This window comes from Kitasatospora sp. NPDC101235, from assembly GCF_044767505.1.
Taxonomy (GTDB): domain Bacteria; phylum Actinomycetota; class Actinomycetes; order Streptomycetales; family Streptomycetaceae; genus Kitasatospora.
The window spans coordinates 520,235-545,765 of record NZ_JBIWNZ010000003.1; the positions used below are offsets into that span (position 1 = coordinate 520,235).

The window sequence follows — 25,531 nt, forward strand, 5'->3', positions numbered from 1 at the left end:
ACGACCTCGCGCGGTGCGTTCGCGCCCTGGGACCATCCGGCCGAAGGCGGCCCACAGGCGGGAGGTCGACGGCAGACCCTAGGCCGCATGGAGCGCCCGCACCAGCATGTCAGTCAGCGCGCCGGTGATGGCCTCGCTGGTCACCACCTTGTACAGCCCGGCCGCGAGGGCGCACGCGCCCAGCGTCCCGACGGCGTACTCGGCCGTGGTCATCCCGGCGTCCGAACGGCCCCGAAGCCGGGCCACCCTGCGCACCCGGCAGGCGGCCCGGCGGGTCCTCCGCCGCCACGCGCCGGCCGACGAGCGGAGCGGACGCCCGGTACCGGGCCCGATCGCGATCACTGCGGTCATGAAACTCTCCTGTCACTCGATGTCCGTTGGTGTTCGTGCAAACGGCTCTTGTTCACATCGCCTGGGCGAAGCGGCTGGTGAGGCCGACGACCACCGGCACCACGCCGATCAGGGCGAAGGCCGGGAGGAAACAGAGCCCCAGCGGCGCGGTGGCCAGCACCGCGGCCCGGCGGACCCGGGCATGGGCCGCACGGGCAGCCGCCGTACGCTGCCCCTGGGCCAGCCCGATCAGCGGGCCGGCGGCGGGGACGCCACCGAGGCTGCTGCGCTCCAGACAGCGCGCCAGCGGCGCCAGCGACGGGTGGTGCTCGCCCAGTCGGCGCCAGCACAGCTCCGGCGGTGCGCCCAGGGCCAGTTCGGCCCCGATCGCCACCAGCCGCGGACCCAGCGGCGCACCCACGCTCCGGCCCACCGCCGACACGGCCTCCGAGGGCAGCGCTGCCGAGCCGAGGCATGCCGCCAACAGTTCGGCGCTCAGCGGGAGTTGCCTGGTCAGCAGCTGCTCCTCGCGGGCCGCCCGGCGATCGACCGGCGACCGTGCCCGGGCCGACCACCGGTGGACGCCCAGCGCCAGCAGCGCCCCGACGGTCAGTCCGGCCCCGCCGCCGAGCAGCACCACCGCCGCGAGCCCTGCGGCAGCCGCCGTCACCACCCGTCGTCGACGCCCAACGCCCAAGGGCGTCAGCCCTGTTCGCTTCCCCGCCCCCTTCCTCCTCCGGGCCACCGCCCGGGGGAACGCCCGTCGGCGCCTCGCCCGGCCACGCACCGACGTCCACACCACCGCGGCCGCAACCGCCGGGAGGGCGACCGCCGCCCACTCCATGCCCCGCATCACCTCGCCCCCGTTCCCACCCCGAGCGCCCGTGCCCGCACCCGTGACAGCCCGCAGTTCCGCTCGCCCACCCGAAGATCGGGCACCGCACGGCCGGGGGCCCGACGCCGCTCGCCCCGTCCCGGAGGCACCTCCAGGGCGCCGTGGGCCGCCGCCCGGACGATGCGCGCCGTCCAGAGCACGCCCAGCCCCTCCAGGACCGCGCCCGCCACGAGGCAGCCCAGTCCGGCCGGCGTGTGCAGCAGGACCTCCAACGGGCGGGCCCCGAGCGCCGCACCGAGGAGCAGCCCGACGCCCGGCAGCGCGGCCAGGACGGCGATCGTCGTACGCGGCCCGGCCAGTTCCCCGGCGATCTCCTCCGCGAGCGCCCGCTCGCCGCGCAGCGCCTCCGCGACCCGGTCCAGCGCGGCCGCCAGCCCCGACCCGCTGTCCGCGGCCACCCGCCAGCAGGCCGCGACGGCCGCGGCTCCACTGCCGCCCGGCAGTTCGGCCAGCAGGTGCAGCGCCGCGGGCACGTCCCCGCCGTAGCGGCCTGCCGCCAGTCGGGCCGCCGGCTCCTCACCGAGCCTGCGCAGCCCCTCCGGGTCGGCAGCGAGCCGCGCGGTGACCAGGTGCAGCGCCTGCTCCGGCGTCGCCCCGCCGCGCAACTCCCCCGCCAGGCCGGCGCAGAGGTCCACCACGGCCGCGGCCCGGTGTCGGGCCTCCGCCGCCAGGCGTCGCCGCAGCCGCCACCTGCGCAGCGGCAGGACGGCCAGGGCGGCCGCGAGCACCGGCACCGGCGACTCCGCGGCCTTCCCGGCAGCCAATCCCATTGGCAGGAGCAGCAGTTCGGGCGCCAGGAACTCCGGCATCCGGCCCCGGGCCGACACCGCGATCTCCGGGCCCGCCACCCGCACGGGAGGCCCGTTACCCGCCAGCACCAGCCTGGAGCGCCGCCCGCCCGGCAACTGCTCCTGCACCGCGCGCCACGCGGCGACGGCCACCAGGCACAGCACCGCCGTCCAGCAGAGCGCGAGTTGACTCTGCGCCATGTCGTTCACCTCCGTTGTCGTCGGTCTTTCCGGACCGCGCCGCCGAGCAGCACGACGGCGCCCGCGGCACACCCGCTCAGCAGTAGGGCGAAGGCGAGTTCCACGACCCGCACGTCCGCACCCGCCGACCCGGCCACCGTCACCGCGATCACGACCGCCCCGATCCGAGCGACACCCCGCGTGCCGCCAGCAGTCCGACCAGCCGCTCCCAGCCCGTGCCGGGACGCAAGCCGCCGGATGCCGGGAAGGCCACCGCGGGTGTGGTCACGGCCGACCCGTCGCCGGCCGCGGTCAGCGTGTGGATCTCCGCCACCCTGCGCCGCCCCGAGGCCGGATCGCGGACCAGGTGCACCACCACGTCGAGCGCGGCCCGCAGTTGGCTGTGGAGCGCCGGCCGGTCGAGACCGGCGAGCGAGCCCAGTGCCTCCAGCCGCACCGGCACGTCCGCCGCCGTGTTGGCGTGGACCGTGCCGCAGCCTCCCTCGTGCCCGGTGTTCAGCGCGGCCAGCAGGTCCGACACCTCGGCCCCGCGGACCTCGCCGATCACCAGCCGGTCCGGGCGCATCCGCAGTGCCTGGCGGACGAGGTCCCGCAGGGTGAGCTCGCCCAGCCCCTCCTGGTTGGGCGGCCGGCTCTGCAACCGGACCACGTGCGGGTGGTCCGGTTGCAGCTCGGCGGAGTCCTCGGCGACCACGATCCGCTCGTCCGGCCCGACCAGGCCGAGCAGGGCCGACAGGAGCGTGGTCTTCCCCGAGCCCGTCCCGCCGGACACGAGCAGCGACAGCCGGGCCCGCACGATGCCCGCGAGCAGTTCCGCACCCTCCGGTGGCAGCGACCCGCCCGCCACCAACTCGTCGAGCGTGAACGGCCGGGGACGGCAGACCCGCAGCGAGATGTGCGTGCAGCCGGCCGCGATCGGCGGAAGCACGGCGTGCAGCCGGGTGCCGTCCGGCAGCCGGGCGTCCACCCACGGGCGGGCGTCGTCCAACCGCCGGCCTGCCGCGGTGGCCAGCCGGTGGGCCAGCCGCCGCACCGCCTCGGCGTCGGCGAAGCGGATTCCGGTGGCTCGCTGCAGGCCGCCGCCACGGTCGACCCACACCTCGTCCGGACCGTTCACCAGGACGTCCGTGACGTCGGGCGCCGCCAGCAACCGGTCCAGCGGGCCCGCACCCACCAGTTCGGCGCGCAGTGAGCGCACGGTGTCCAGGACCTCGTCCCCGCCGAGCGGCGGGCGGGTGGCCCGCAGCGCGGCCGCGACCGAGCCGGCCGTCGGGGCTGCCCCCGACTCGGCCAGCCGCAGCCGGACCGCGTCCACCAGGGCCGCCGCCCGCTGCTCGCGGGCCGTCCGGCCGTACGGGCAGGGCCCGTGCCCGGGCTCCGGCGGCCCGCCGGGCGGCGGCACGCTCCGCAGCGGCCGGTGCTCCCGCGCACCGTCGCCCGGGCCCGGCGAGCCGCTCCGAAGGACCGTTCTGCGCAGACGGACCATCAGTACACACCCCCTCCGACCGCCGGTACCGGCGGCAGCACCTCGTTCAGGAAGCTCGCGCAGAAGCGCGCGAGCGGGCCGTTCTCCCGGCTCCCGGGCGGGACGCCCTTCACGACGTCCTGGGCCAGGCCCGGCTCCGGCTCCAGCTCCCCCGCCAGCGGCAACCGCAGCCCGCGGACGATCTGCCGGGCCGGGAGCCCGCCGGCCCGCACCGGCCGCACCACGGCCCGGACGTCCCCGAGCCGCATCCTGGCCGCCGCCGCGACCCGGTCCGCGGCGGCCACCGCGCGCAGTTCGGCCGACACCACCAGCAGCGCCAGGTCGGACTGCTCCAGCGCCTGCCCGGCAGCCGCGTCGAGGTGACGGGGCACGTCGACCACCACCAGCCCGCCGCGCCGCCTGGAGGCGGCCAGCACGCTGCGCATGGCCTCCGGCGGCACCGTCAGGGTGTCGCCGCGGTCCCAGGACAGGCAGGACAGCGCGGAGAGCCGTTTGAGCGCCGGCAGCGCCCGGGCCAGCTCGGCCCCGCTGACCCGCCCCCGGGAGCCGGCCAGATCGGGCCAGCGCAACCCGCTGACCCGCTCACCGCCGAGCAGGATGTCGATGCCCCCGCCCAGCGGATCGCCGTCCAGGAGCATCGTCCGCCGGCCCGCCCGCGCGGCCGTGACCGCCAGCGCACAGGCCAGCGTCGAGGCTCCGGCCCCGCCGGACCCGCCGAGCACCGCGACGGTGACCGCCGGGCAGCCGACGCCCTCGGCCGCGTCGGCGATCCGGTCGAGCAGCCAGGCCTCGGCGTCGGGCAGGAACAGCACGTGTTCGGCCCCGAGTTGGACGGCTCTGACCCACACCCCGGGGTCGTCCAGGTCCAGCCCGAGCAGCAGCACCCCTCCGCGCCGGCCCAGCCCGGAGCAGCAGGCGGCCTGGTCGTCCCCGACCAGGACCAGCGAGGCCCCCTCCCAGAGGTCCCGCGTCGGCGGCGCGCCGCCCCGGACCAGCCTCGGCTCGGTGCCCGCCGCTGCGCAGATCCGCAGCAGGTGCTCGGCCAGGCCCTCGTCCTCGGTGACGACGAGCGGCCCGGCGACCGCGGGGCCCTCGGCGGTGATGTGGTCGGCGATCGGCGTCGACATGGTTTCTCCCCTCCGCGCCGCCGGCCACCGGGGGTGGCCGACCGCGCACGTCGGACGGTTCCGGCGGACGGCCGCCCGACAGGCCTCCGAGGGAGGAAGGGATGAGGCCCTGCCCGGCGACCGCCGCCGGTCATCACGGTGGGGGGAGATCCGGATTCCGTCATCCGGGTTCCGATTGCCTGTGGATAACTCGTGGGCTGTGGATGAAAACGTTCACCCGGGCGGGGGGCTAATCGGCGAAGAATTGACGAAAGGGGTCACCGAGATGAACCGGGGCCCGCCGCATCCCGTTCCGTCGTCCTCCCGACCGCCGACCGCCGACCGCCGCCCGCCACACTCCGGACACCGCTTCCGGACGGGCCCGCAGCACCGGTCGGAACCAGCCGTTCGATCCTCGACAGACATGAGCAAATGGCTACGCAGAGTGACGAAGGCCGATCGGCGGTCCGAGCTGCCGACACCCCCTGTAAGCCGCCGGCGCGCCGGCGCCGAATGCGCCGCGAGGGGCGTTCAAGCCCCGAAAATGGCCCCGGACGTGCGACGACCCCCGCCGGGGGGGAGAGCGGGGGTCGTCTATCCACAGCCCGGCTCGGGGGGGGAGGAGCCGGACCGGGTTAGCACGGTCGCGAACGATCCGTGACTTCCATGGTGTACCCGAGCGGCCAGAAACACAAACCCGCACGCCCACGAGTACGCCGAATGGCGGGGTGTTTTGCGGCTGCCTCTATCCTCGGTTCCCGTGGACACCACCGAGAACGCCGACGACCACGCCGACGAGTCCCAGGGCGACACGACCGGGCCCGAAGAGCTCCGCCCGCCCGTTCGCCCCCGACCCGGCGGGCTGCGCACGGCGGCCTTCTTCGACCTCGACAAGACCATCATCGCCAAGTCGAGCGCGCTGGCCTTCAGCCGCCCGTTCTACCAGGGCGGCCTGATCAACCGTCGGGCCGTACTGCGCAGTGCGTACGCCCAGTTCGTCTTCCTGGTCGGCGGCGCGGACCACGACCAGATGGAGAAGATGCGCGAGTACCTCTCCGCGCTCACCCGGGGCTGGAACGTCCAGCAGGTGCGCGAGATCGTCGCGGAAACCCTGCACAACCTGATCGACCCGATCATCTACGACGAGGCGGCCTCGCTGATCGAGCAGCACCACGCGGCCGGCCGGGACGTGGTGATCGTCAGCAGCTCCGGCTCCGAGGTGGTCGAGCCGATCGGCCGGCTGCTCGGCGCGGACCACGTGATCGCCACCCGGCTCAAGGTCGAGGAGGGCTGCTACACCGGCGAGATCGAGTACTACGCCTACGCCGAGAACAAGGCCGCCGCCATCCGGGAGTTGGCCGCGACCGAGGGCTACGACCTGGCCGCGTCCTACGCCTACAGCGACTCCTCCACCGACCTGCCACTGCTGGAGGCGGTCGGTCACCCGTCGGCCGTCAACCCCGACCGCGCGCTGCGGAAGGAGGCGCAGGCCCGGGAGTGGCCGGTGCTGGTCTTCGACAAGCCGGTGGAACTGCGGCGCCGGCTGCCCGAGTTCTCCGCTCCGAGCGGCTCGGTGCTGACCGCCGTGGCGGTCGGGACGGCCGCGGTGACCGCCGGGGTGATCTGGTACCTGGCCCACCGGCGGCGTCCCGTCGCCTGAGGCCACTTGGCCGGGCAATCCTTGGACAAAACGGGCAATCGTGATGGACTTCTCGTTTCGGGTTCCCCTTTCGCCCGAAACGCGATACAAATGAAGCACGGCCCGCGAGACCCGGTCAGGACCTAAGAGGTCAAACCGACAACGCAGTTCAGGCCCACGGACCGCACGTACAGATAACCGGGCACCCACATGCAGCCGACCCGCTGTCGGGCCGCCGGACCAGACGAACGGGCAGGATCCCCGTCTGATCGGCACTTCCGGTGCATGCATGGTCACCCGGTATCTGCACCAGCGGCGGCACCCAGCAGGATCAGGTGCCGCCGCATCTTCGTGTCCGCGCGCCGCCCTGGTCCGGCCGCTCAGACCATCCCGCGCTGCATCGCCTCGCAGACCGCCGTGCTCTCCCGCACGCCGAGCCGCAGCGCCCGGCCGCAGTGCGCGATCCAGGCCGCCATCCCCTCGGGGGTGCCCGCCAGGTAGCCGGCCAGGGCCCGGCGGTAGGCGGCCGTGCCGAGCTCCGCCAGGCCGACCTCGGCCGGGCAGATCGACTTCGGGTCGAGACCCTCGGCGATCAGCACGATCCGCTGGGCGGCCCGCGCGATCACCCCGTTGTGGGCGCCGAACGGCCGCAGCGCGAGCAGTTCGCCGTGCACCACCGAGGCCACGACGAGGGCCGGCGTGCCCACGCCCTGCCCCTCCGCGCGGGCCACCAGCAGCCGGGAGAGCTGGTCGAGCCGGGCCGCGACCTCCTCCGCGCCCGGAGCGGGCGGCAGCACGGGCAGCGGCCCGCCCACGGTGTCGACCTCGACGCTCTCCACCGGCTTCAGCTCCAGCGGGAACAGCTCATCGGCGCCCTCCCCGGCCCGCCGCGGGCGACCGGCGGCCGGATCGCCGTCGCCGACCGCGAGCAGGTGCAGCCGAGCCAGCACCTGGAGCGGCGAGTGCCGCCAGATGCTGAGCAGCTGACCGGCCTCGGCGGCGATCCGCAGGGCCGCGCCGACCGTGCGGGCCTCGGGATCCGCGCCGAAGTCGCTGCGGCGGCGGACCTCCTCCAGTGGCCAGTCGGCCCCTGCCAGGGCGGCCGACGCGCGGGCGCCGCGCAGCGCGGACTCGGAGGTGACCTCGGCCGCGCGGCGGCGCATCACCCGGTGGCCGTAGAGCCGGTCGACGGCCTTGCGCACCTCGGCCACCGCGTCGGGCACCCCGGGAAGCTGGGCCAGTGGGGCGAGGGGATCAGTTCCAGTGCTCACCTACCCGAGAGTAATGAACGAGGCACCCCTCCCGGAACAGCAACCCCGCATCACCCATTAGAGGCAATCCTCACTTCCCTCTCCCGGCGAAACCCAAACCACGGCTAGCATGGCCGCTATCGGAGACGATAACGATTTCCAACTAGGGAACGCGTCGTGCGCGACCCCTGGACAGGCGGCCCGCAGCGAGGGCCCTGAGCGAGAGCCGGAGTCCCCAGATGAAGATCGCCTTCGTCGGCAAGGGCGGCAGTGGGAAGACCACGCTGTCCGCACTGTTCATCCGCCACCTGGCCGCCATGGGCCGACCGGTCATCGCCGTGGACGCCGACATCAACCAGCACCTGGGCCCGGCCCTGGGGCTGACGGACGCTCAGTCCGCCGAGCTGCCCTCGCTGGGCGGACACCTGCCGGAGATCAAGGAGTACCTGCGCGGCAGCAACCCGCTGATCCGCTCCTCCGACGAGATGATCAAAACCACGCCGCCCGGCCGCGGTTCGCGACTGCTGCGGATCGTCGAGGAGAACCCGGTCTACGCCTCCTGCGCCCGCCCGATCGCACTGGACGAGGGCTCGGTCCGGCTGCTGGCGACCGGCGCATTCGCCGAGGAGGACCTCGGGGTGGCCTGCTACCACTCCAAGGTCGGCGCGGTGGAGCTGCTGCTCAACCATCTGCTGGACGGGCCGGGCGAGTACCTGGTGACCGACATGACCGCCGGCTCGGACTCCTTCGCCTCCGGTCTGTTCACCCGCTTCGACCTGACCTTCCTGGTCGCCGAGCCGACCCGCAAGGGCGTCTCCGTCTACCGCCAGTACCGGGACTACGCCCGCGACTTCGGCGTGCAGCTGCGGGTGGTCGGCAACAAGGTGCAGGGCCCGGACGACCTGGCCTTCCTGCGCCGCGAGGTCGGCGACGACCTGCTCATCACCTTCGGGCAGTCGGACTGGGTGCGCCGCCTGGAGCAGGGCGCCGAACCGCCGCTGAAGTCCCTGGAGCCGGCCAACCGGGCGGTGCTGGAGGAGCTGCGGATCGAGGCCGACGCGGCGTACGGGCGGCGGGACGCGCGCCGCTACACCGAGCAGGCGGCGCTCTTCCACCGCCGCAACGCGGAGAGCTGGGCCAACGCCAAGGTCGGCATCGACCTCGCGACCCAGGTGGACGAGGACTTCGTCCTGGGCAGGTTCGCGGACGACGGCGAGCGCACGGCCCCGGCGGGCGCCCACGTCTGACCCGCACCACCGCAGCCGAACGGGCCGCGGCCTCCCCCCACCCCGGGGAGGCCGCGGCCCGTTCGGCGTTCCACCCCCCGGCCGGACCACCCCGGCCGCCGGCCCCGCCCCAGCCGCTGCGACCAGCAGATTCCCGACCGTTCGACCACCACCCAATGGGGTGAATCAGGGAGTTTTCCGCTTCCCTCCCGGAACCACGCTGTGCAAAGCTTTCATTACCCTCGGTTTACCGAGTCTTGATGGTTCGCTCGGCGGCCCCCGGTGAGACGTCCCGCACCTCGCCCGGAGCCCTGGCGGGCCTGATGGTCAACGCCGGCCGGTGACACCCGCACTCCCCCGCCGCGCCCACGCCATCCCGCCACACCGTCGCGACCCACGACAGCCGATCCGCCCCGGAGCCCCACCCCGGATTCACCGCCGGACCTGACTGCGTTCGTTCCCCCGGACAGACGGGAAGACCATGACCCTCGACATCTCCAGCGCCCCCACCGCCTCCGACACCACCGACCACGCGCCGCCGGGCCCGGGCCCCCGGACCCGGTGGGCGCACGACCTCTCCGCGTCCCTCGTGGTCTCCCTGATCGCCGTGCCGTTCTCCCTCGGCATCGCTCTCGCCACCGGCGCCCCACTCACCGCCGGTCTGGCCGCCGCGGCCGTGGGCGGGATTGTGGTCGGGCTGTTCGGCGGCACACCGCTCCAGGTCAGCGGCCCCTCGGCGGCGCTGACGGTGATCACCGCCGGACTGATCGCCCAGTACGGCTGGCAGGCCACCTGTGCCATCACCGTCGCCGCCGGCCTGATCCAACTCCTGCTCGGCGCACGCCGGGTGGCCCGCACCGCACTCGCCGTCTCGCCCGCGATCGTGCACGGCATGCTGGCCGGAGTCGGAATCACCATCGCCATCGCACAGCTGCACGTCGTCCTCGGCGGCTCGCCGCAGAGCTCCGCGATCGCCGACGTCCTCACCCTGCCGGGGCAGTTGGCCGGCGCGCACCCACCCGCGCTGCTGGCCGGCGCGGTGACCGTGGCCGTCCTGGTCGGCTGGCCCCGGCTCGGCCGACTGCCGTGCCGCGCGGGCGAGTTCGGCGCCCGGCTGGCCAAGGTGCCCGGCCCTCTGGCCGGTGTCGCGCTGGCCACCGCCCTCGTGTTCGCCCTGGACCTGCGGCTCGCCCACATCGAACTGCCCGTCTGGCGGCCGCAGACGCTCCTGCCCGCGCTGCCGCACGGCCCGGTCCTCGGACTGCTCGCCGCCGTCCTCACCGTCACCGCCGTCGCCAGCGTGGAGTCGCTGCTGTCCGCCGTCGCGATCGACCGGATGTCCCGCCGCACCGGCGACCTCGACCGCGAACTGCGCGGCCAGGGCCTCGCCAACCTGGTGAGCGGACTGGTTGGCGGGCTGCCGGTCGCCGGGGGCGCGGTCCGCAGCACCGCCAACGTTCGGGCCGGCGGCCGGACCAGGTGGGCCTCGGTGCTGCACGGCGTCTGGGTGCTGACCGCCGCACTGGCGCTGACCGGCGGGCTGCGCCGGATCCCGCTGGCCGCGCTCGCCGCGCTGGTGCTGGTGGTCGGACTGCAGATGGTGAGCTTCGCGCACATCCGCAAGGTGCACCGGCACCGCGAGTTCCCCGTCTACCTGATCACCGTGCTCGGCGTGGTGGCCGGCGGCGTGCTGTGGGGCGTCGCGATCGGCGCCGGCACCGCCATACTGCTCGCCCTCTACCGGCTGACCCGCGCCCACGTGGACGTCGGGACCGGCCCCGACGGCACGGTCACCGTCCAGACGCACGGCCCGCTCACCTTCACCACCGTGCCCCGGCTCAGCCGGGCGCTGGCCGGCATCCCGGCCGGGGCCGAGGTCACCATGATCCACGACGGTTCCTTCCTGGACCACGCCGCGTACGAGACGCTGCACACCTGGCGGGCAGGGCACCAGAACGCGGGCGGCCGGGTCTCGATGGTGACGCGGCGACAGGACGACGAGGTGCTCGACCCGGACGGCACCGTGCGCGCGGGCAGTTCACCGGGCCCGCACCGCTGCCGGGCCTGGACGCCCTGGGTCGGCCACCACTGCATCGAGCAGCAGGAGGACCCGCACGGCCGGCTGCTGGACGGCGTCCGGGTGTTCCAGCTGCACACCGCCCCGCTGATCCGGCCGGAGCTCGCCCGGCTGGCACGGGAGGGACAGACGCCCTCCCAGCTCTTCCTGACCTGCGCGGACTCCCGGATGGTCACCAGCATGATCACCAACAGCGGTCCAGGCGACCTGTTCACCGTGCGCAACGTGGGCAACCTGGTGCCGGCCCCGCACGAACCCGGAGCGGCGGACGACTCGGTGGCCGCCGCGGTGCAGTACGCGGTCGAGGTGCTGGAGGTGCGCTCGATCACGGTCTGCGGCCACTCCGGCTGCGGCGCGATGAAGGCCCTGCTGGACGGCGTGCACGAGCACCCCGGGCCGCCGACCCCACTGGCCCGCTGGCTGCGCAACGGCCGCGGCTCGCTGGACCGGCTCCGGCGGGTCCCGGCGGAGTTCGCCGCCCGGCCCGCGGTGGACGTCGTGGAGCAGCTCTGCATCACCAACGTGGTCCAGCAGCTGGACCAGTTGATGGCGAACCCGGCGGTGGAACGCCGCGTCGAGGAGGGCACCCTGCGGCTGGTCGGGATGTACTTCGACTTCGCGACGGCCCAGGCCTACGTCCTGGACCGGGCCGCCGGGACGTTCAGCCCGGTCGAGGCCCGCGCCGGGAAGCGCACGACCGGAATCGAACGCCACACCGAGGACCCCATCGGAACCGGCCCCGATGTCCGACCGAACACAGCATCGGCCGAACGGGTGAATGTGGATGATCGCGTTCCGGTCGAGGGCGGCGAGGAGGGCCCCGGGCTGGCCGCCTGAGAGCCGGGCCCGCGTCCCCGCCGGGCGGGCCGGGGCGCGGGCCCACCGACCCTCGCACGGTCTTGCGGTCCTCCGCGGCGAACCATGCGCGAGGCAGGACGACTGCCGGTCAAAGGTCTACACCAATTCCCAGGAGCCTCTTGTCAACTGCCCCGTTCGCCTGGTGAGCTGTGCGCTGGGACACACGGGACAATCCCCACGCACGGGATCGCCCCCGATCATGACTCGATGAGGAGTGCGCGTTGAGCAACGAGAGCCTGGCCAACCTGCTCAAGGAGGAGCGGCGCTTCGCCCCGCCGGCAGAGCTCGCCGCAGCCGCCAACGTCACCGCGGCCGCGTACGCGCAGGCCTCCGAGGACCGTCTGGGATTCTGGGCCGAGCAGGCCCGTCGCCTCACCTGGGCCGTCGAGCCGACCGAGACCCTCGACTGGTCCAACCCTCCCTTCGCCAAGTGGTTCGCCGACGGCAAGCTCAATGTCGCGTACAACTGCGTCGACCGCCACGTGGAGAACGGCCTGGGCGACCGGGTCGCCATCCACTTCGAGGGCGAGCCCGGCGACGGCCGCTCGATCACCTACGCCCAGCTCAAGGACGAGGTCTCGCAGGCCGCCAACGCGCTGCTGGAGCTCGGTGTCCGCAAGGGCGACCGGGTCGCCGTCTACCTGCCGATGATCGCCGAGGCGGTCGTCGCGATGCTCGCCTGCGCCCGGATCGGCGCCACCCACTCGGTGGTCTTCGGCGGCTTCTCCTCCGACGCCGTCGCCTCCCGCATCCAGGACGCCCAGGCCAAGCTCGTCATCACCGCCGACGGCGGCTACCGCCGCGGCAAGCCCTCCGCCCTCAAGCCGGCCATCGACGAGGCGCTCACCAAGGTCGACGGCGTCGAGCACGTCCTGGTGGTCCGCCGCACCGGGCAGGACATCCCGTGGACCGAGGGCCGCGACGTCTGGTGGCACGAGATCACCGCGCGCCAGTCCACCGAGCACACCCCCGAGGCGCACGACGCCGAGCACCCGCTGTTCATCCTCTACACCTCGGGCACCACCGGTAAGCCCAAGGGCATCCTGCACACCTCGGGCGGCTACCTCACCCAGGTCAGCTACACCCACCACGCGGTCTTCGACCTCAAGCCGGAGACCGACGTCTACTGGTGCACCGCCGACATCGGCTGGGTCACCGGCCACTCGTACATCGTCTACGGCCCGCTCTCCAACGGCGCCACCCAGGTCATCTACGAAGGCACCCCGGACACCCCGCACCAGGGCCGGTTCTGGGAGATCGTCCAGAAGTACGGCGTGACCATCCTCTACACCGCGCCGACCGCGATCCGCACCTTCATGAAGTGGGGCGGCGACATCCCCGCGAAGTTCGACCTGTCCTCGCTGCGGGTGCTGGGCAGCGTCGGCGAGCCGATCAACCCCGAGGCCTGGATCTGGTACCGCGAGCACATCGGCGCCGGCAAGGCCCCGATCGTGGACACCTGGTGGCAGACCGAGACCGGCGCCATCATGATCAGCCCGCTGCCGGGCGTCACCGAGACCAAGCCGGGCTCGGCCCAGCGCGCCCTGCCGGGCATCGCGGCCACCGTGGTGGACGACAACGCCGTCGAGGTGCCGAACGGCTCCGGCGGCTACCTGGTGCTCACCGAGCCGTGGCCGTCCATGCTCCGCACCATCTGGGGCGACGACCAGCGTTACGTCGACACCTACTGGTCGCGCTTCGAGGGCCGCTACTTCGCCGGTGACGGCGCCAAGAAGGACGAGGACGGGGACATCTGGCTGCTCGGCCGGGTGGACGACGTCATGCTCGTCTCGGGCCACAACATCTCCACCACCGAGGTCGAGTCGGCCCTGGTCAGCCACCCGTCCGTGGCCGAGTCCGCCGTGGTCGGCGCAACCGACGCCACCACCGGCCAGGCCATCGTCGCCTTCGTGATCCTGCGCGGCGGCGTCACCGAGAGCCCCGAGCTGGTCGAGGAGCTGCGGGCGCACGTCGGCCGCACGCTCGGCCCGATCGCCAAGCCGAAGCAGATCAAGGTGGTCGGCGAGCTGCCGAAGACCCGCTCCGGCAAGATCATGCGCCGCCTGCTGCGCGACATCGCCGAGGGCCGCGAGGTCGGCGACACCACCACCCTGGCCGACAGCACGGTGATGAGCCAGATCCAGGCCCAGCTGCCGTCCTCGGACAACGGCAACGGCTGAAACCACCGAGCCGGTGACGGCTGAGCCCCACTGAGACGACGGCTGTGCCCCGGGCGGCGACCACCGCCCGGGGCACAGCCGTCTCGTCAGCACCATCCGGGTTCCGGGCCGCCGCTCGAGTGCCGGGCCGCCGCTCGGGTGCCTCGCTCTGCTCCTCCGGAGTGCAGAACCAGCCTGCAGGGCTTAAGTCCTTGGATAAGACAATCCGGATGTCACCCGAACGTCCCGCTAGACTATTAAGGACGCATCAAGGCCCTTGACGGGAATCGTGGGCGTCACAGGGCGCGCCGGGAAGTCTGGTCGGCAACTGCACCACCCGTGCATCCGTTGCCGCTCCCAGCCCCAGGAGGTCCCACGTGACCGATCAGCCGCCCGTCCACGAGCCGACGACCCGCCGCCGGCAACTCCTCGGCCGGCTGTCACTGCCCGAGCGCACCTTCATCACCGACGCCCTGCGTACCGAGACGGTCGGCGGCATGCTGCTGCTGGGCGCCGCCGTCATCGCGCTGATCTGGGCCAATGTCTGGCCGCACGCCTACCAGAGCGTGCTCGACTACACCATCGGCCCCTCCACCCCGCTCCACCTCGACCTCTCCCTGGCCACCTGGGCCAAGGACGGCCTGCTGACGGTCTTCTTCTTCGTCGCCGGGATCGAGCTCAAGCGCGAGTTCGTCGCGGGTGAGCTGCGCACGCCCAGTGCCGCGTTGCTGCCCGTGGTCGCCGCCGTCTGCGGGGTGGCGCTGCCCGCGATCCTCTTCGCCCTGGTGAACTCGGGCAGCGGCGGGCACCTCGGTGGCTGGGCGATCCCGACCGCCACCGACATCGCCTTCGCGCTCGGTGTGCTGGCCGTGGTCGGCAGCCACCTGCCGTCCCCGCTGCGTGCCTTCCTGCTCACCCTGGCGGTGGTCGACGACCTGATCGCGATCCTGATCATCGCGATCTTCTACAGCCACGGCATCAAGTTCTGGGCGCTCGGCCTCGCCTTCGCCGGGCTGGTGCTGTTCTGGTTCCTGCACCGGCGCGGCATCCACGGCTGGTACCTCTTCGTCCCGCTGGCCGTCGTGACCTGGGCGCTGATGCACGAGAGCGGCATCCACGCCACGGTGGCGGGCGTCGCGATGGGCCTGATGCTGCGCTGCCACCGGGAGGGCGACGAGCAGCACTCCCCCGGCGAGCACATCGAGCACCTGGTCCGCCCGTTCTCGGCCGGCCTGGCCGTCCCGCTGTTCGCGCTGTTCTCGGCCGGGGTGGCGATCTCCGGTCCGAAGCTGCGCGAGGTGTTCACCCAGGCCGCCCCGATCGGCATCGTGATCGGCCTGCTGGTCGGCAAGTCGGTGGGCGTGTTCGGCGGCGCCTGGCTGACCGCCCGGTTCACCAGGGCCGAGCTGAACCCGCGGCTCAAGTGGGCCGACATGGTCGCGGTCTCGGTGCTCGCGGGCATAGGTTTCACCGTCTCGCTGCTGATCAGTGAACTGGCCTTCCCGAACGACCCGGCGCTCGCCGCCCGGGCCAAGACGGCCGTACTGGTCGGTTCGGTGCTCGCCGCGGCGGTCGCCACGGTCCTGCTGAAGCTGCGCAACCGGCACTACCGCGAGCTGTGCGAGGAAGAGGACCGGGACGTGGACGGGGACGGCATCCCGGACGTCTACCAGGAGGACGATCCGGCCTGGCGGGCGAGGGTCGGCGAGCCGGCCCGCCCGACGGCCGGCGGGGAACACGACCCCGACCTCGACCCCGACCCCAACCCCGGCTCCGGCTCCGGTCACCAGGGCCGGTCGGGACAACCCGGCTGAGGCGCCCCGGAACGCCCCCCGGGAGGCGCCGAAGGGCCCCGGCAGTGACGCCCGGCGGGCCCCGGCGGAGGCGCCCGGAGGGCTCCGGCCACCGGGACACGTCCCCCCGGCGGGGCCCCGGAGTGGTGTCCGACTGACCGGTAGGGGCATGATTCTGAGCTGTCGACAACCCACAGACGCCTCCGGAACCCCCACGGCCCCCGGAACCGCACACCCGCGGCGGCGTCACGCCGCACAGCCGCAGAGGAGAACCGCTGATGCCCGCAGGAGCCGCAGACCCGTCCAGCAACGGCCGGGCGCCCTACGAGGGCGAGCGTTCGGTGGGGCAGCTGTTCTCGGCGGCCACCGCCGATCTGTCCGCACTGGTCCACGACGAGATCGCGCTCGCCAAGGCCGAGATCCGGGCGGACGTCAAGCGCGGCGTCTCCGGCGGTGTCTCGCTGATCGTCGCCGGCGTGGTGGCGCTGTTCTCCATCCCGATGCTGAGCGCCGCGGCGGCCTTCGGCATCCACGCGCTGGGCCTGTCGCTGGGCTGGTCCTTCCTGGTCGTGGCGGGCGCCTACCTGCTGCTCGCGGTGCTGCTCGGGATGCTGGCCTGGCGCTCGTTCAAGAAGATCGAGAAGCCGGTCCGCACCATCGAGGGCGCCCAGAAGACCGCCGACGTGCTGAAGAACGCCCGGCCGCGCCCGGCCACCCAGGAGGAGATCGACCGGGCCTTCGGCCGCATCCCGTAACCGGCCCGGCGTCGGCGGGGCTCCGGCGACCAACCCCGGCGACCAACCCCGGCCACCGGCCCCGGCGGCGGGGGGACGGCGACCGGGACGGCCCCGATTCGGCGGGCACGGACCCGCCGACAACGAGTGCCGGGCACGTGTCCGGCGCGCGGATGTGACACGCTCTCGGTATGCCGCTTGACCAGAAGCCCGTGCCCGCGCAGCCGTCCGCCGACTCCGGTGCCGGACTCACTCCCGAAGGCCCTGCCGGTCCCGAAGGACCCGGCACCGCCCCCGAGGGCACCGGCCTGGCGCCCGCGCGGGAGCCCGAACGGGAACCCGTCGAAGCGGCCTCCGCCGGAGCCCCGGCGACGGGCGGCGAGGCCTGGAGCGTCCGGCAGGCCGGCCCGTGGACGCACCGCGACCTCGCGGCCAACGGCGCCCGGTTCCACATCGCCGAGCTCGGCTCCGGCCCGCTGGTGCTGCTGGTGCACGGCTGGCCCGAGTACTGGTGGGCCTGGCGCCACCAGCTGACCGCGCTCGCCAAGGCCGGCTACCGGGCGGTGGCGCTCGACCTGCGCGGCATCGGCGGCAGCGACCGCACCCCGCGCGGGTACGACCCCGGCAACCTCGCCCTGGACATCACCGGGGTGATCCGCTCGCTCGGCGAGCGCCGGGCGCACCTGGTCGGGCACGCCTCCGGCGGCACCCTGGCCTGGGTGGCCGCGGTGATGCGACCGTCCGTCATCCAGAGCCTGACCGTGGTCTCCGCCGCGCACCCGAGGGACCTGCGCCGGGCGCTGCTGACCGACCGCCGGCAGTTCGCCGCCTTCGAGCACGTGCTGGGCTTCCAGCGACCGTGGATACCGGAACGGCGCCTGGTGGCCGACGACGCCGAGCTGGTCGGCCGCTACCTGACCTCCTGGACCGGCCCGAACGGCCTGGACGAGGCCGCGGTGCACGCGTACCGGCAGGCGATCCAGATCCCCAGCACGGCGCACTGCTCGATCGAGCCGTACCGCTGGCTGCTGCGCTCGATGGCCCGGCCGGACGGCATCCAGTTCGCCCGGCGGATGAAGAAGCCGATCACCGCGCCGACCCTGCACGTCCAGGGCGCGGCGGACCCGGTGCTGCTGTCGCACACCGCGCTCGGCGGCGGCGAGTACGTGGCGGCGCCGTACCGCTGGCGGCTGCTGCCGGGGGTCGGGCACTTCCCGCACGAGGAGGCGCCGGAGGAGTTCACCGCCGAGCTGCTGGACTGGGTCGGCCGCCACAAGGAGTGACGTCGTACGGAACCCGACGCGGCCGTACGTGCGGTCGACCGGAAGGGCCCTTGGACCCAACTCCCTTGTCTTGGCGTTCATATGACAACCGCATAGGCCAATTTCGGTGAAGCCCGGGCGGTTACCTCCACCGGCCCAGGGGCATCCCTTCCGGTATGAGTTGGATGCCCGAAAGCGGCGGCGCCCCGCGCGGCCGACGTCACAACAGCCCCCAGCGCTCCGCCCACCGGCCCGACCGGGCGGACGACCTCGGCTTCGACGGCCCCGACGGCCGTCAGCGCACGGAGCGGCGGCAGCTCGGCATCCCACGCATCCTCGGTCGGCGCGCCCGCTGGGTGGGCGCACGACTGCGGCGCGAGACCTGAGGCCTCGCGCCGCGCCACCTCGGCCGGGGTGCCGGGCACCCCGCACCCCGCTCAGTTCACGATCGTCGGCGACAGCGCGGTGAACCAGAGCAGGACGAAGGTCGCCAGCGACATGATCGGCACCAGCACCTTGGTCTCGACGCTGTTGCCGCTGCGCTTGATCAGCACGATCTCGTAGCGCTCCTTGTGCGGCCAGAGCAGCGGCGCGCCCTTCTTGGTCAGGCAGTCGCCGAGCAGGTGCGCCAGCGTGCCCAGCGCCACCGCGTACGGCAGCCAGCCGGGCGAGTTGGGCATCCAGGTGTTCATCCCGAAGGTGCCGAGCGCGGCCAGGCCGATGACGGTGATCCACGCCTCCGGGCCGTCGCCCGGCGGGCAGAGCCGCAGGGCCCGGATCGCGAGCGCCAGCAGGAAGAAGGTCAGCCCCAGGGTGAAGTTGCGCCCGAGGAAGGTGACCCCGGCCCAGGTGCCACCGCCCATCAGCGCGACGAACAGCAGCGAGTGGGTGGCGTGCCGGTGACCGCCGGAGACCCAGGCCACGAAGCGGCAGAGCACCTTGGAGACCGGGCCGAGGAAGTTGGCGATCGAGCCGTCGTGGTGGTCGAGGTCCGGCAGCAGGGCCGCGCCCGCGCACAGCACCGTGCCCATCAGTATGTCCGCCGGCTGCAGGGTGGTGTGCAGCAGCAGCGGGGGCAGGAACGGAGCCGAGGCCGCGTACAGCATCGCCCCGCTCACCGCATGCGAGTGACCCATCATCGGACTGCCACGACCTCCCGTCGGGCCCACTCCGGGACGGCGCCCGGTTGAGCCGAACGGGTGAGCGCGGCCGAGGCTACCAGTGCCACCTGACGGGGCGACGGATATCGGACGGTCCGGCCCGGCGCGCCCGATTCCGCCGCCGCCCGGCAGTCCCGGGCGTCCCCGGAACGCCCCGGAGCGGCTTCCGGCCGGGCCCGGTCAGAGCGCGCAGCCCTGGGTGTCCACCCGGGCGGTCGCGGCGCCGCCCTGCACGGCGTCCTCGCGCACCTCGGCCGCGGTCAGCACGTAGCCGGTGTCCCCGCTGTCCAGGGACTTGGCGAAGACCACGCCGTACACCTCGCCGTCCGGGGTGAGCAGCGGGCCGCCGCTGTTGCCCTGCCGGACCACCGAGCGCACCGAGTAGACGTCGCGGACCACCTGGCCGCGGTGGTAGATGTCCGGCCCGTTGGCCTGGATCCGGCCGCGGATGCGGGCCGGCTGGACGTTGAAGGCGCCGTTCTCCGGGAAGCCGGCCACGATCGCGCTGTCGTTGGTCTTCGCCTCGCCCGCGAAGGACAGTGCCGGCGCGTTCAGCTTGGGCACGTCCAGGACGGCGATGTCGCGCTGCCAGTCGTAGCGGACCACCGTCGCGTCGTACAGCTGGCCGACACCGCCGATCTGCACGGTCGGCTCGTTGACCCCGCCGACCACGTGGGCGTTGGTCATCACCCGGTGCGGGGCGAAGACGAAACCGCTGCCCTCCAGGGTCTTGCCGCAGGAGGTCGCCGTGCCGACCACCTTGACCAGGCTCTGCCGGGCCCGCGCCACCGCCGGGCTGGCGGCCAGCGCGGGGTCGGGGGTGTCGACCTGGGTGATCGGCTCGTGCTCGAAGGGGTTGAAGACCTGCGGGAAGCCGTTGCGGGCGAGCACCTTGGAGAAGTCCGAGAACCAGTTCGGCGCGTCGTCGGGCAGCGCGTCCTGCACCTCGCCGAGGATCGCCGAGGAGCGGACCTGCTTGGAGACCGTCGGGAGTGACGCCCCGGCCAGCGCCGAACCGATCAGCCAGGCCACCAGCAGCATCGAGACGACGTTCACCACCGCCCCGCCGGTCGCGTCCAGCACCCTGGCCGGGCGGCGCCCGATGTGCCCGCGCAGCTTCCAGCCGAAGTGCGCGGTGATCGCCTGGCCGATCGCGGCGAGGACGATCACCACCACGACGGCCACCACCGAGGCCGTCGTGCCGGGGCCGATGTGGTCGAGCAGCAGCGGCAGCAGCTCGACGGCGAGCAGGCCGCCACCGAGGAACCCGACCAGTGAGAGCACGCCGACCACGAAGCCCTGCCGGTAGCCCGACACGGCGAATGCCACGGCCGCGGCGATCAGCAGCACATCCAGGACGTTCACTCGGACACCCTCCCACGGCCCGCGCGCCGGACACGCCGCCGGTCGGTCACGAAGCGTCGTCGTCGCCGCCCGGCAGCACCCGGGAGTGTTCGAGGTCCCCCTGGACCAGGGCCAGCGCGTCGTCCGAGAGGTCGACGATCCGGGACGGGTCCCAGGGCAGCTCCAGGCCGCTGTGGTGCAGCACCCGGTCGATCACCCCGGCGGTGAAGCCCCAGACCAGCCGCCCGGCGACCGCGAAGGCCGGCCCGATGTGCCCGGACGGGTGGCGCAGCCGCACCCGGTTCGCCGGGTCGGCCAGCTCCGCGACGGTGACCCGGAACACCGCGCCGGTCTCGGCCTCGTCCACCGGGCGCACCGGCGACTCCTCGCGCCACCAGCCGAGCACCGGGGTCACCACGAAGCGGCTCACCGGGATGTACAGCCGGGGCAGTTCGGCGAACACCTGCACCCCCGCCGGGTCCAGGCCGGTCTCCTCCCAGGCCTCGCGCAGCGCCGCCGCGATCGGGCCCGCGCCGTCCGGATCGCCGTCCTCCGGGTCCAGCGCACCGCCCGGGAAGGACGGCTGACCGGCGTGCGAGCGCAGCGAGCGGGCCCGCTCGATCAGCAGCAGGTCCGGTCCCTCCGGCCCCTCGCCGAACAGCATCAGCACGGCCGCCGGCCGGCCGCCCTCGGCCGGCGGCAGGAAGCGGCTCAGCTGTTCCGGCAACACCCGCCGGGCCGCCTCGCGGACCGGCTCCAGCCAGGTCGGCAGCCCGTCCAGCTCGATGCCCCGCCCGGCGCCCCCGGCGTCAGGGCCGGGATGCCCCCACTGCCCGCTCATGCGTCCACCGCCAGGTCCGCGACCCGTCCGTGGTGGACGGCGGCGTCCGCACGGGCGGCCGCCTCGCCGGGGAAGTCGGCCGGCGGCCGCAGCCGCTGCCCGGGCTGGCCGCCCATCTCGTACTTCAACAGCTTGCGTGCCTTCTCCGGGTCGGTCTCCCCCTCGCCGTACGAGGGGCAGAGCGGCGCGATCGGACAGGCGCCGCAGGCGGGCTTCTGGGAGTGGCAGATCCGGCGGCCGTGGAAGACCACCCGGTGCGAGAGCATCGTCCACTCCGACTTCGGGAAGATCTCGGCGACGGCCGCCTCGACCTTCACCGGGTCCTCCTCGGTGGTCCAGCCGAACCGCCGGGCCAGCCGCCCGAAGTGGGTGTCCACGGTGATGCCGGGGACCCCGAAGGCGTTGCCGAGGACGACGTTGGCGGTCTTGCGGCCGACGCCGGGCAGGGTCACCAGGTCGGCCAGCCGGCCCGGGACCTCGCCGCCGAACTCGTCGCGCAGCGCTATCGAGAGGCCGATGAGCGACTTCGCCTTGTTCCGGAAGAATCCGGTCGGGCGGATGACCTCCTCCAGCTCCTCCGGGTTCGCCGCCGCCATGTCCTCCGGCGCCGGGTACTTCGCGAACAGCGCCGGGGTGGTCTGGTTCACCCGCAGGTCGGTGGTCTGCGCCGACAGCACGGTGGCCACCAGCAGTTGGAAGGGGTTCTCGAAGTCCAGCTCCGGATGCGCGTACGGGTACAGCTCCGCCAGCTCGCGGTTGATCCTCCGGGCCCGTCGCACCATCGCCAGGTGCGATTCCGGCTTCCTCGGCTTCACCGCCGCCTTCTTCGCCACCGGCTTCTTCGCCACGGCCTTCCGGACCTTGCTCTCTGCCATGCACGAAGGCTACGCCGACCGGCGGACCGCTCGGGGCCGATCAAGCACGGAAACCGGCCCTGGCAGGGCCTGTTGTCTAATGAACCCCGCCCGTGGCCGTCACCTGACAGGGGGAGAGTGCGGATGATCAGGGTCCTGCTGGCAGAGGACATGAGCATGGTGCGCGGCGCGCTGATGGCCCTCCTCGCGTACGAGGAGGATCTGGAGGTCGTCGCGGACGTGGAGCGCGGGGACCTGGTGGTGCCGACCGCCCTGGAGGTGCGTCCGGACGTCGCGGTGCTCGACATCGACCTGCCCGGACTGGACGGGCTGCGGGCGGCGGGCGAACTGCACGAGAAGCTCCCCGGGTGCCGGACGCTGATCCTCACCGGGCTGGTGCGACCGGCGTACCTGCGCGCCGCGTTCTCCGCCCGTGCGCTCGGTTTCCTCGGCAAGGACGCCCCGGCGCAGGAGCTGGCCGCGGCGATCCGGAAGGTGGCCGCCGGCGAGCGCGTCGTCGACCCGGAGCTGGCGCTGGCCGCCCTGGACACCCGGGAGAACCCGATGACGCCCCGGGAGTCGGAGGTCCTGCGGCTCGCGGCGGAGGGGGACTCCGTCAGCGAGATCGCCGCCCGGCTGTTCATCTCGACGGGCACCGCGCGCAACCACCTGGCCGCCGCGGTGGCCAAGACCGGGGGGCGTGGCCGGGTCGACGCGATCCGGATCGCCGAGGAGATGGGCTGGCTGCCGACGACGTAGCCCTGCGGCGGCTCCCGGCGTTCCCGGCGTTCCCGGCACCTTCGGTGACACGGCGCCTCGGCGACACGGCGCTTCCGGGTCGGCGGACCGTGCGTTTCGCATGGATCCGGCCGTGGACGGCCCACGACGGGGCTTGCCGGGGCCTTCCTTCGTCAACGAAGGGAATGTCGGCCGAAGCGCCCGGAGCTAGGCTCGCGATGTCATCGAGGGCGTACCACCGGGGGGGTTGAGGCGCGTGTTGAAGCTGGCCTGGCGCACGGTAGGGGCCCGGAAGGCGGGCTTCGCCGGCGCGTTCACCGCGCTCGTCTGCGCCCTGGTCCTGACCGTCGCCTGCGGGGTCCTGCTGGAGTCCGCCCTGCGCACGGGCACACCCACCGAGCGCTACGCCGCGGCCCCTGTGGTGATCGGCGACAGCACCCGCATCCCGGATGCCGGACCGCTGACCGCCGAACTCGCCGGGCTGCCCGGCGTCGCGGCCGCCGTCCCGGAGCTCTCCTTCCCGGCGGCCGTCGTCACCGCCTCCGGGCAGGTCCTGTCCGGACCGCAGGGCGGCCCCTCGCTCGGGCATGCCTGGACGAGCGCCGCCCTCGCCCCGTTCCGGCTGACCTCCGGCCGAGCCCCGGCCGGGCCGGACGAGGTGCTCCTCGACGCCGCGACGGCCGCCCGCGCCGGGGTCGCGCCCGGCGGCACCGTCCGGCTGGCCACCATCGAGGCGCCGCGCGGCTACACCGTGTCCGGACTGGCCGCGCCGCCACGGGAGTCGTCCCGTCAGAGCGCGCTCTTCTTCAGCCCCGGGCAGGCCGCCCGGCTCGCCGGGACGGCGACCGGCGCGGACGCGATCGGGCTGACCGTGCGGGACGGGGCCGACCTGCGGGCTGTGACCGAGCAGGCCCGGCGGGCGCTCGCCGCGGCGCGGGAGCACGACGGCAAGGCGTCCTGGTCCGGGCCCGGGGTGCACACCGGCGACGAGCGGGGCGAGCTGGAGTTCTCCGGCGCTCCCGGGCCCGGGGACGGCCTCTCCTCGCTGGCCGGGACGACGGGCGTGCTCTCGCTGTTCGTCGCGGTCTTCGTGGTGGCGGGGGCGCTCGCGCTCTCCGTGCAGCAGCGGCTGCGCGAGATGGCCCTGCTGCGGGCGGTCGGCGCCACCACCGGGCAGGTGCGGCGGATGATCGCCCTGGAGACGCTGGTGCTGACCGTCGCGGCCGCCGTCGTCGGCCTCCCGGCCGGGATCGGCCTCGCCGCGCTGCTGCGGGGCGAACTGGTCGACCGCGGGGTGGTCGGCTCGGGCGTGCCGCTGCACGTCGGGCCGAGCGCCCCGCTGATCGTCCTCGGCGGCGTCGTCGTCACCGCGCAGCTGGCCGTCTGGGCCGCCGCGCGCCGGGCCTCCCGGGTCGAGCCGACCCGGGCGCTGCGCGACTCCTCGACACCGCCGCCCGGCGTCGGCTGGATCCGGACCGGGCTGGGGCTCGTGACGCTCGCCGTGTGCGGCGCGGTGCTGGCCGGTTCGACGGACAGCCGCCGCGGAGCGGGGACGGCCGAGAGCATGGTGCTGGTGCTGCTGCTCGGGGTGGCCCTGCTCGGGCCGCTGATCGGCCGGGTCGCCAGTGTGGCGATCGGTGGGCCGGTGGGCCGGCTCTTCCCGGTCGCCGGGTTCCTCGCCTCCGCCGCGCTGCGGGCCCAGCCGCGCCGCTTCGCCGCCGCCGTCACCCCGCTGGCACTCGCGGTGGCCTTCACCGGCACGGTGCTGTTCGTCCCGGTCGTCAAGGTGCAGGCCAACGTGGCCGAGGACGGCCGACGGCTGCTGGCCGACCACGTGGTCCAGGCCAGCGGGATCGGCCTGCCGCCGGAATTCGCCGCTGCGGTGCGGAAGTTGCCCGGCGTCGCGGCGGCCGACGGCCTGGTGTCCACGACCGTCCTGGCGTCCGCCGATGACTCCGGCCGGCAGGGCCTCGACGCCCGGATCGTCGACCCGCAGGGGCTGGCGGAGCTGGTCGACCCCGGGGTGACGGCCGGTTCGCTGGACGGGCTGCGCGGCGCGAGCATCGCGCTGGGGCAGCGATCGGCCGCCGCGCTCAAGGCCGGCGTCGGCGCCACCGTCCGGATCGAGTGGCCGGACGGCACCGACAGCACCGCGACGGTGGCCGCCGTGTACGACCGCGACGCACGGTTCGCGGACGCGCTGCTGCCCGACTCCTTCGCCGCCGCCCACACACCGGACCGGCTCGCACCGACCGTGCTGGTCCGCTCCGCCCCGGGTGCCGACCTCCAGCAGGTGGGCCGGGAGCTCCGGGGCCTCGCCCCGGCCTACCCGATGGCCAGGATCAGCGACCGGGCCGACTACGACGCGGTGCGCCGGCACCAGCAGGAGCGGGCCACCGCGGTCGGGCGGCTACTGCTCGGCATGATCAGCCTGTTCACCGCGATCGCCGTGGTCAACACCCTGATGATGGCCACCGGCGAGCGGCTGCGCGAGTTCGCGCTGCTGCGGCTGGCGGGCACCACGCGCGCGCAGGTGCTGCGGATGATGGCCTGGGAGGGCGGGATCACGGTCGCCGTGGCGCTCGCCCTCGGCACGGCGGTCACCGCCGCCGTCCTGGTCCCGGTCTGCCTCGCGCTCACCGGTACGGCCCGGCCCGCGCTGCCCGGCAGTCAGGTGGCCGCGGTACTGGGCGGGGCGGCGCTGCTGGGGGTGGGCACCGTCCTGCTGACCGCCCGGCTGGCGCTGCGGCGCAAGCCGAGCGAGGCGATGGGGGTGCACGAGTAGCCGGG

20 protein-coding genes are annotated in these 25,531 nt (G+C 74.0%); 10 read left to right on the top strand and 10 right to left on the bottom strand.

All coding sequences use genetic code 11. The features are described from left to right. Window positions 1-78: 78 nt before the first annotated feature. The 5 genes from ACIRRH_RS08540 to ssd all read right to left on the bottom strand — a co-directional run bounded on the left by ACIRRH_RS08540 (window position 79) and on the right by ssd (window position 4,827). Window positions 79-351: a DUF4244 domain-containing protein gene (locus tag ACIRRH_RS08540; protein ID WP_403063546.1), complete on the bottom strand. Its 273-nt coding sequence runs from the start codon at window positions 349-351 to the stop codon at window positions 79-81. A 52-nt stretch (window positions 352-403) separates the two neighbouring features. After that, window positions 404-1,000 (bottom strand): hypothetical protein, encoded by a 597-nt coding sequence (locus tag ACIRRH_RS08545; protein ID WP_403063549.1) that lies wholly within the window; start codon window positions 998-1,000, stop codon window positions 404-406. 182 nt (window positions 1,001-1,182) lie between these two features. After that, window positions 1,183-2,214: a type II secretion system F family protein gene (locus tag ACIRRH_RS08550; protein WP_403063552.1), complete on the bottom strand. Its 1,032-nt coding sequence runs from the start codon at window positions 2,212-2,214 to the stop codon at window positions 1,183-1,185. 148 nt (window positions 2,215-2,362) lie between these two features. Next, entirely contained in the window at window positions 2,363-3,700 is a 1,338-nt protein-coding gene (locus ACIRRH_RS08555; protein ID WP_403063555.1) for a TadA family conjugal transfer-associated ATPase, read from the bottom strand. Then, complete coding sequence (ssd, locus tag ACIRRH_RS08560) at window positions 3,700-4,827, bottom strand: septum site-determining protein Ssd (RefSeq protein WP_403063558.1); 1,128 nt, start codon at window positions 4,825-4,827, stop codon at window positions 3,700-3,702. Before ssd ends, ACIRRH_RS08555 begins: the two co-directional genes overlap by 1 nt. 841 nt (window positions 4,828-5,668) lie before the next feature. On the opposite strand from ssd, the gene ACIRRH_RS08565 reads away from it, so the two are divergent. After that, the gene (locus tag ACIRRH_RS08565) at window positions 5,669-6,466 is read left to right on the top strand and encodes an HAD family phosphatase (RefSeq protein ID WP_224283934.1); all 798 of its coding nucleotides are present in this window, start codon (window positions 5,669-5,671) and stop codon (window positions 6,464-6,466) included. Between the two features lie 359 nt (window positions 6,467-6,825). Here ACIRRH_RS08565 and ACIRRH_RS08570 read toward each other — a convergent pair whose 3' ends face one another. Further along, window positions 6,826-7,716, bottom strand: coding sequence for an oxidoreductase (locus ACIRRH_RS08570; protein ID WP_403063561.1), 891 nt, complete (start codon window positions 7,714-7,716; stop codon window positions 6,826-6,828). 218 nt (window positions 7,717-7,934) lie between these two features. On the opposite strand from ACIRRH_RS08570, the gene ACIRRH_RS08575 reads away from it, so the two are divergent. The 7 genes from ACIRRH_RS08575 (at window position 7,935) to ACIRRH_RS08605 (ending at window position 18,190) form a co-directional block, all read left to right on the top strand. Next, the gene (locus tag ACIRRH_RS08575; protein WP_403063564.1) at window positions 7,935-8,942 is read left to right on the top strand and encodes an ATP-binding protein; all 1,008 of its coding nucleotides are present in this window, start codon (window positions 7,935-7,937) and stop codon (window positions 8,940-8,942) included. A 460-nt stretch (window positions 8,943-9,402) separates the two neighbouring features. Then, window positions 9,403-11,835, top strand: coding sequence for a SulP family inorganic anion transporter (locus ACIRRH_RS08580; RefSeq protein WP_403063566.1), 2,433 nt, complete (start codon window positions 9,403-9,405; stop codon window positions 11,833-11,835). A gap of 242 nt (window positions 11,836-12,077) precedes the next feature. Beyond that, entirely contained in the window at window positions 12,078-14,036 is a 1,959-nt protein-coding gene (gene acs / locus ACIRRH_RS08585; RefSeq protein ID WP_403063568.1) for an acetate--CoA ligase, read from the top strand. 356 nt (window positions 14,037-14,392) lie between these two features. After that, window positions 14,393-15,829: a Na+/H+ antiporter NhaA gene (nhaA, locus tag ACIRRH_RS08590; RefSeq protein ID WP_403063571.1), complete on the top strand. Its 1,437-nt coding sequence runs from the start codon at window positions 14,393-14,395 to the stop codon at window positions 15,827-15,829. A gap of 257 nt (window positions 15,830-16,086) precedes the next feature. Beyond that, complete coding sequence (locus ACIRRH_RS08595) at window positions 16,087-16,563, top strand: phage holin family protein (RefSeq protein ID WP_224280147.1); 477 nt, start codon at window positions 16,087-16,089, stop codon at window positions 16,561-16,563. Window positions 16,564-16,733: 170 nt separating this feature from the next. After that, window positions 16,734-17,825 (top strand): alpha/beta fold hydrolase, encoded by a 1,092-nt coding sequence (locus ACIRRH_RS08600; RefSeq protein WP_403063574.1) that lies wholly within the window; start codon window positions 16,734-16,736, stop codon window positions 17,823-17,825. A gap of 155 nt (window positions 17,826-17,980) precedes the next feature. After that, a complete protein-coding gene (locus ACIRRH_RS08605; protein WP_159028462.1) occupies window positions 17,981-18,190 on the top strand; it encodes a hypothetical protein in 210 nt (69 codons plus the stop codon). A 51-nt stretch (window positions 18,191-18,241) separates the two neighbouring features. Here ACIRRH_RS08605 and ACIRRH_RS08610 read toward each other — a convergent pair whose 3' ends face one another. The 4 genes from ACIRRH_RS08610 to nth all read right to left on the bottom strand — a co-directional run bounded on the left by ACIRRH_RS08610 (window position 18,242) and on the right by nth (window position 22,024). After that, window positions 18,242-18,940, bottom strand: coding sequence for a metal-dependent hydrolase (locus ACIRRH_RS08610; protein WP_403063577.1), 699 nt, complete (start codon window positions 18,938-18,940; stop codon window positions 18,242-18,244). Between the two features lie 204 nt (window positions 18,941-19,144). Continuing rightward, window positions 19,145-20,329: a MarP family serine protease gene (locus ACIRRH_RS08615; protein WP_403063580.1), complete on the bottom strand. Its 1,185-nt coding sequence runs from the start codon at window positions 20,327-20,329 to the stop codon at window positions 19,145-19,147. 46 nt (window positions 20,330-20,375) lie between these two features. Further along, a complete protein-coding gene (locus tag ACIRRH_RS08620) occupies window positions 20,376-21,149 on the bottom strand; it encodes an NUDIX hydrolase (RefSeq protein WP_403063583.1) in 774 nt (257 codons plus the stop codon). After that, entirely contained in the window at window positions 21,146-22,024 is an 879-nt protein-coding gene (nth, locus tag ACIRRH_RS08625) for an endonuclease III (RefSeq protein WP_403063586.1), read from the bottom strand. The genes ACIRRH_RS08620 and nth overlap by 4 nt, the downstream gene beginning before the upstream one ends. A gap of 123 nt (window positions 22,025-22,147) precedes the next feature. On the opposite strand from nth, the gene ACIRRH_RS08630 reads away from it, so the two are divergent. Then, window positions 22,148-22,762, top strand: a complete 615-nt coding sequence (locus ACIRRH_RS08630) for a DNA-binding response regulator (protein WP_403063589.1) — start codon at window positions 22,148-22,150, stop codon at window positions 22,760-22,762. Between the two features lie 235 nt (window positions 22,763-22,997). Continuing rightward, window positions 22,998-25,526: an FtsX-like permease family protein gene (locus ACIRRH_RS08635; RefSeq protein WP_403063715.1), complete on the top strand. Its 2,529-nt coding sequence runs from the start codon at window positions 22,998-23,000 to the stop codon at window positions 25,524-25,526. Window positions 25,527-25,531 lie beyond the last annotated feature (5 nt).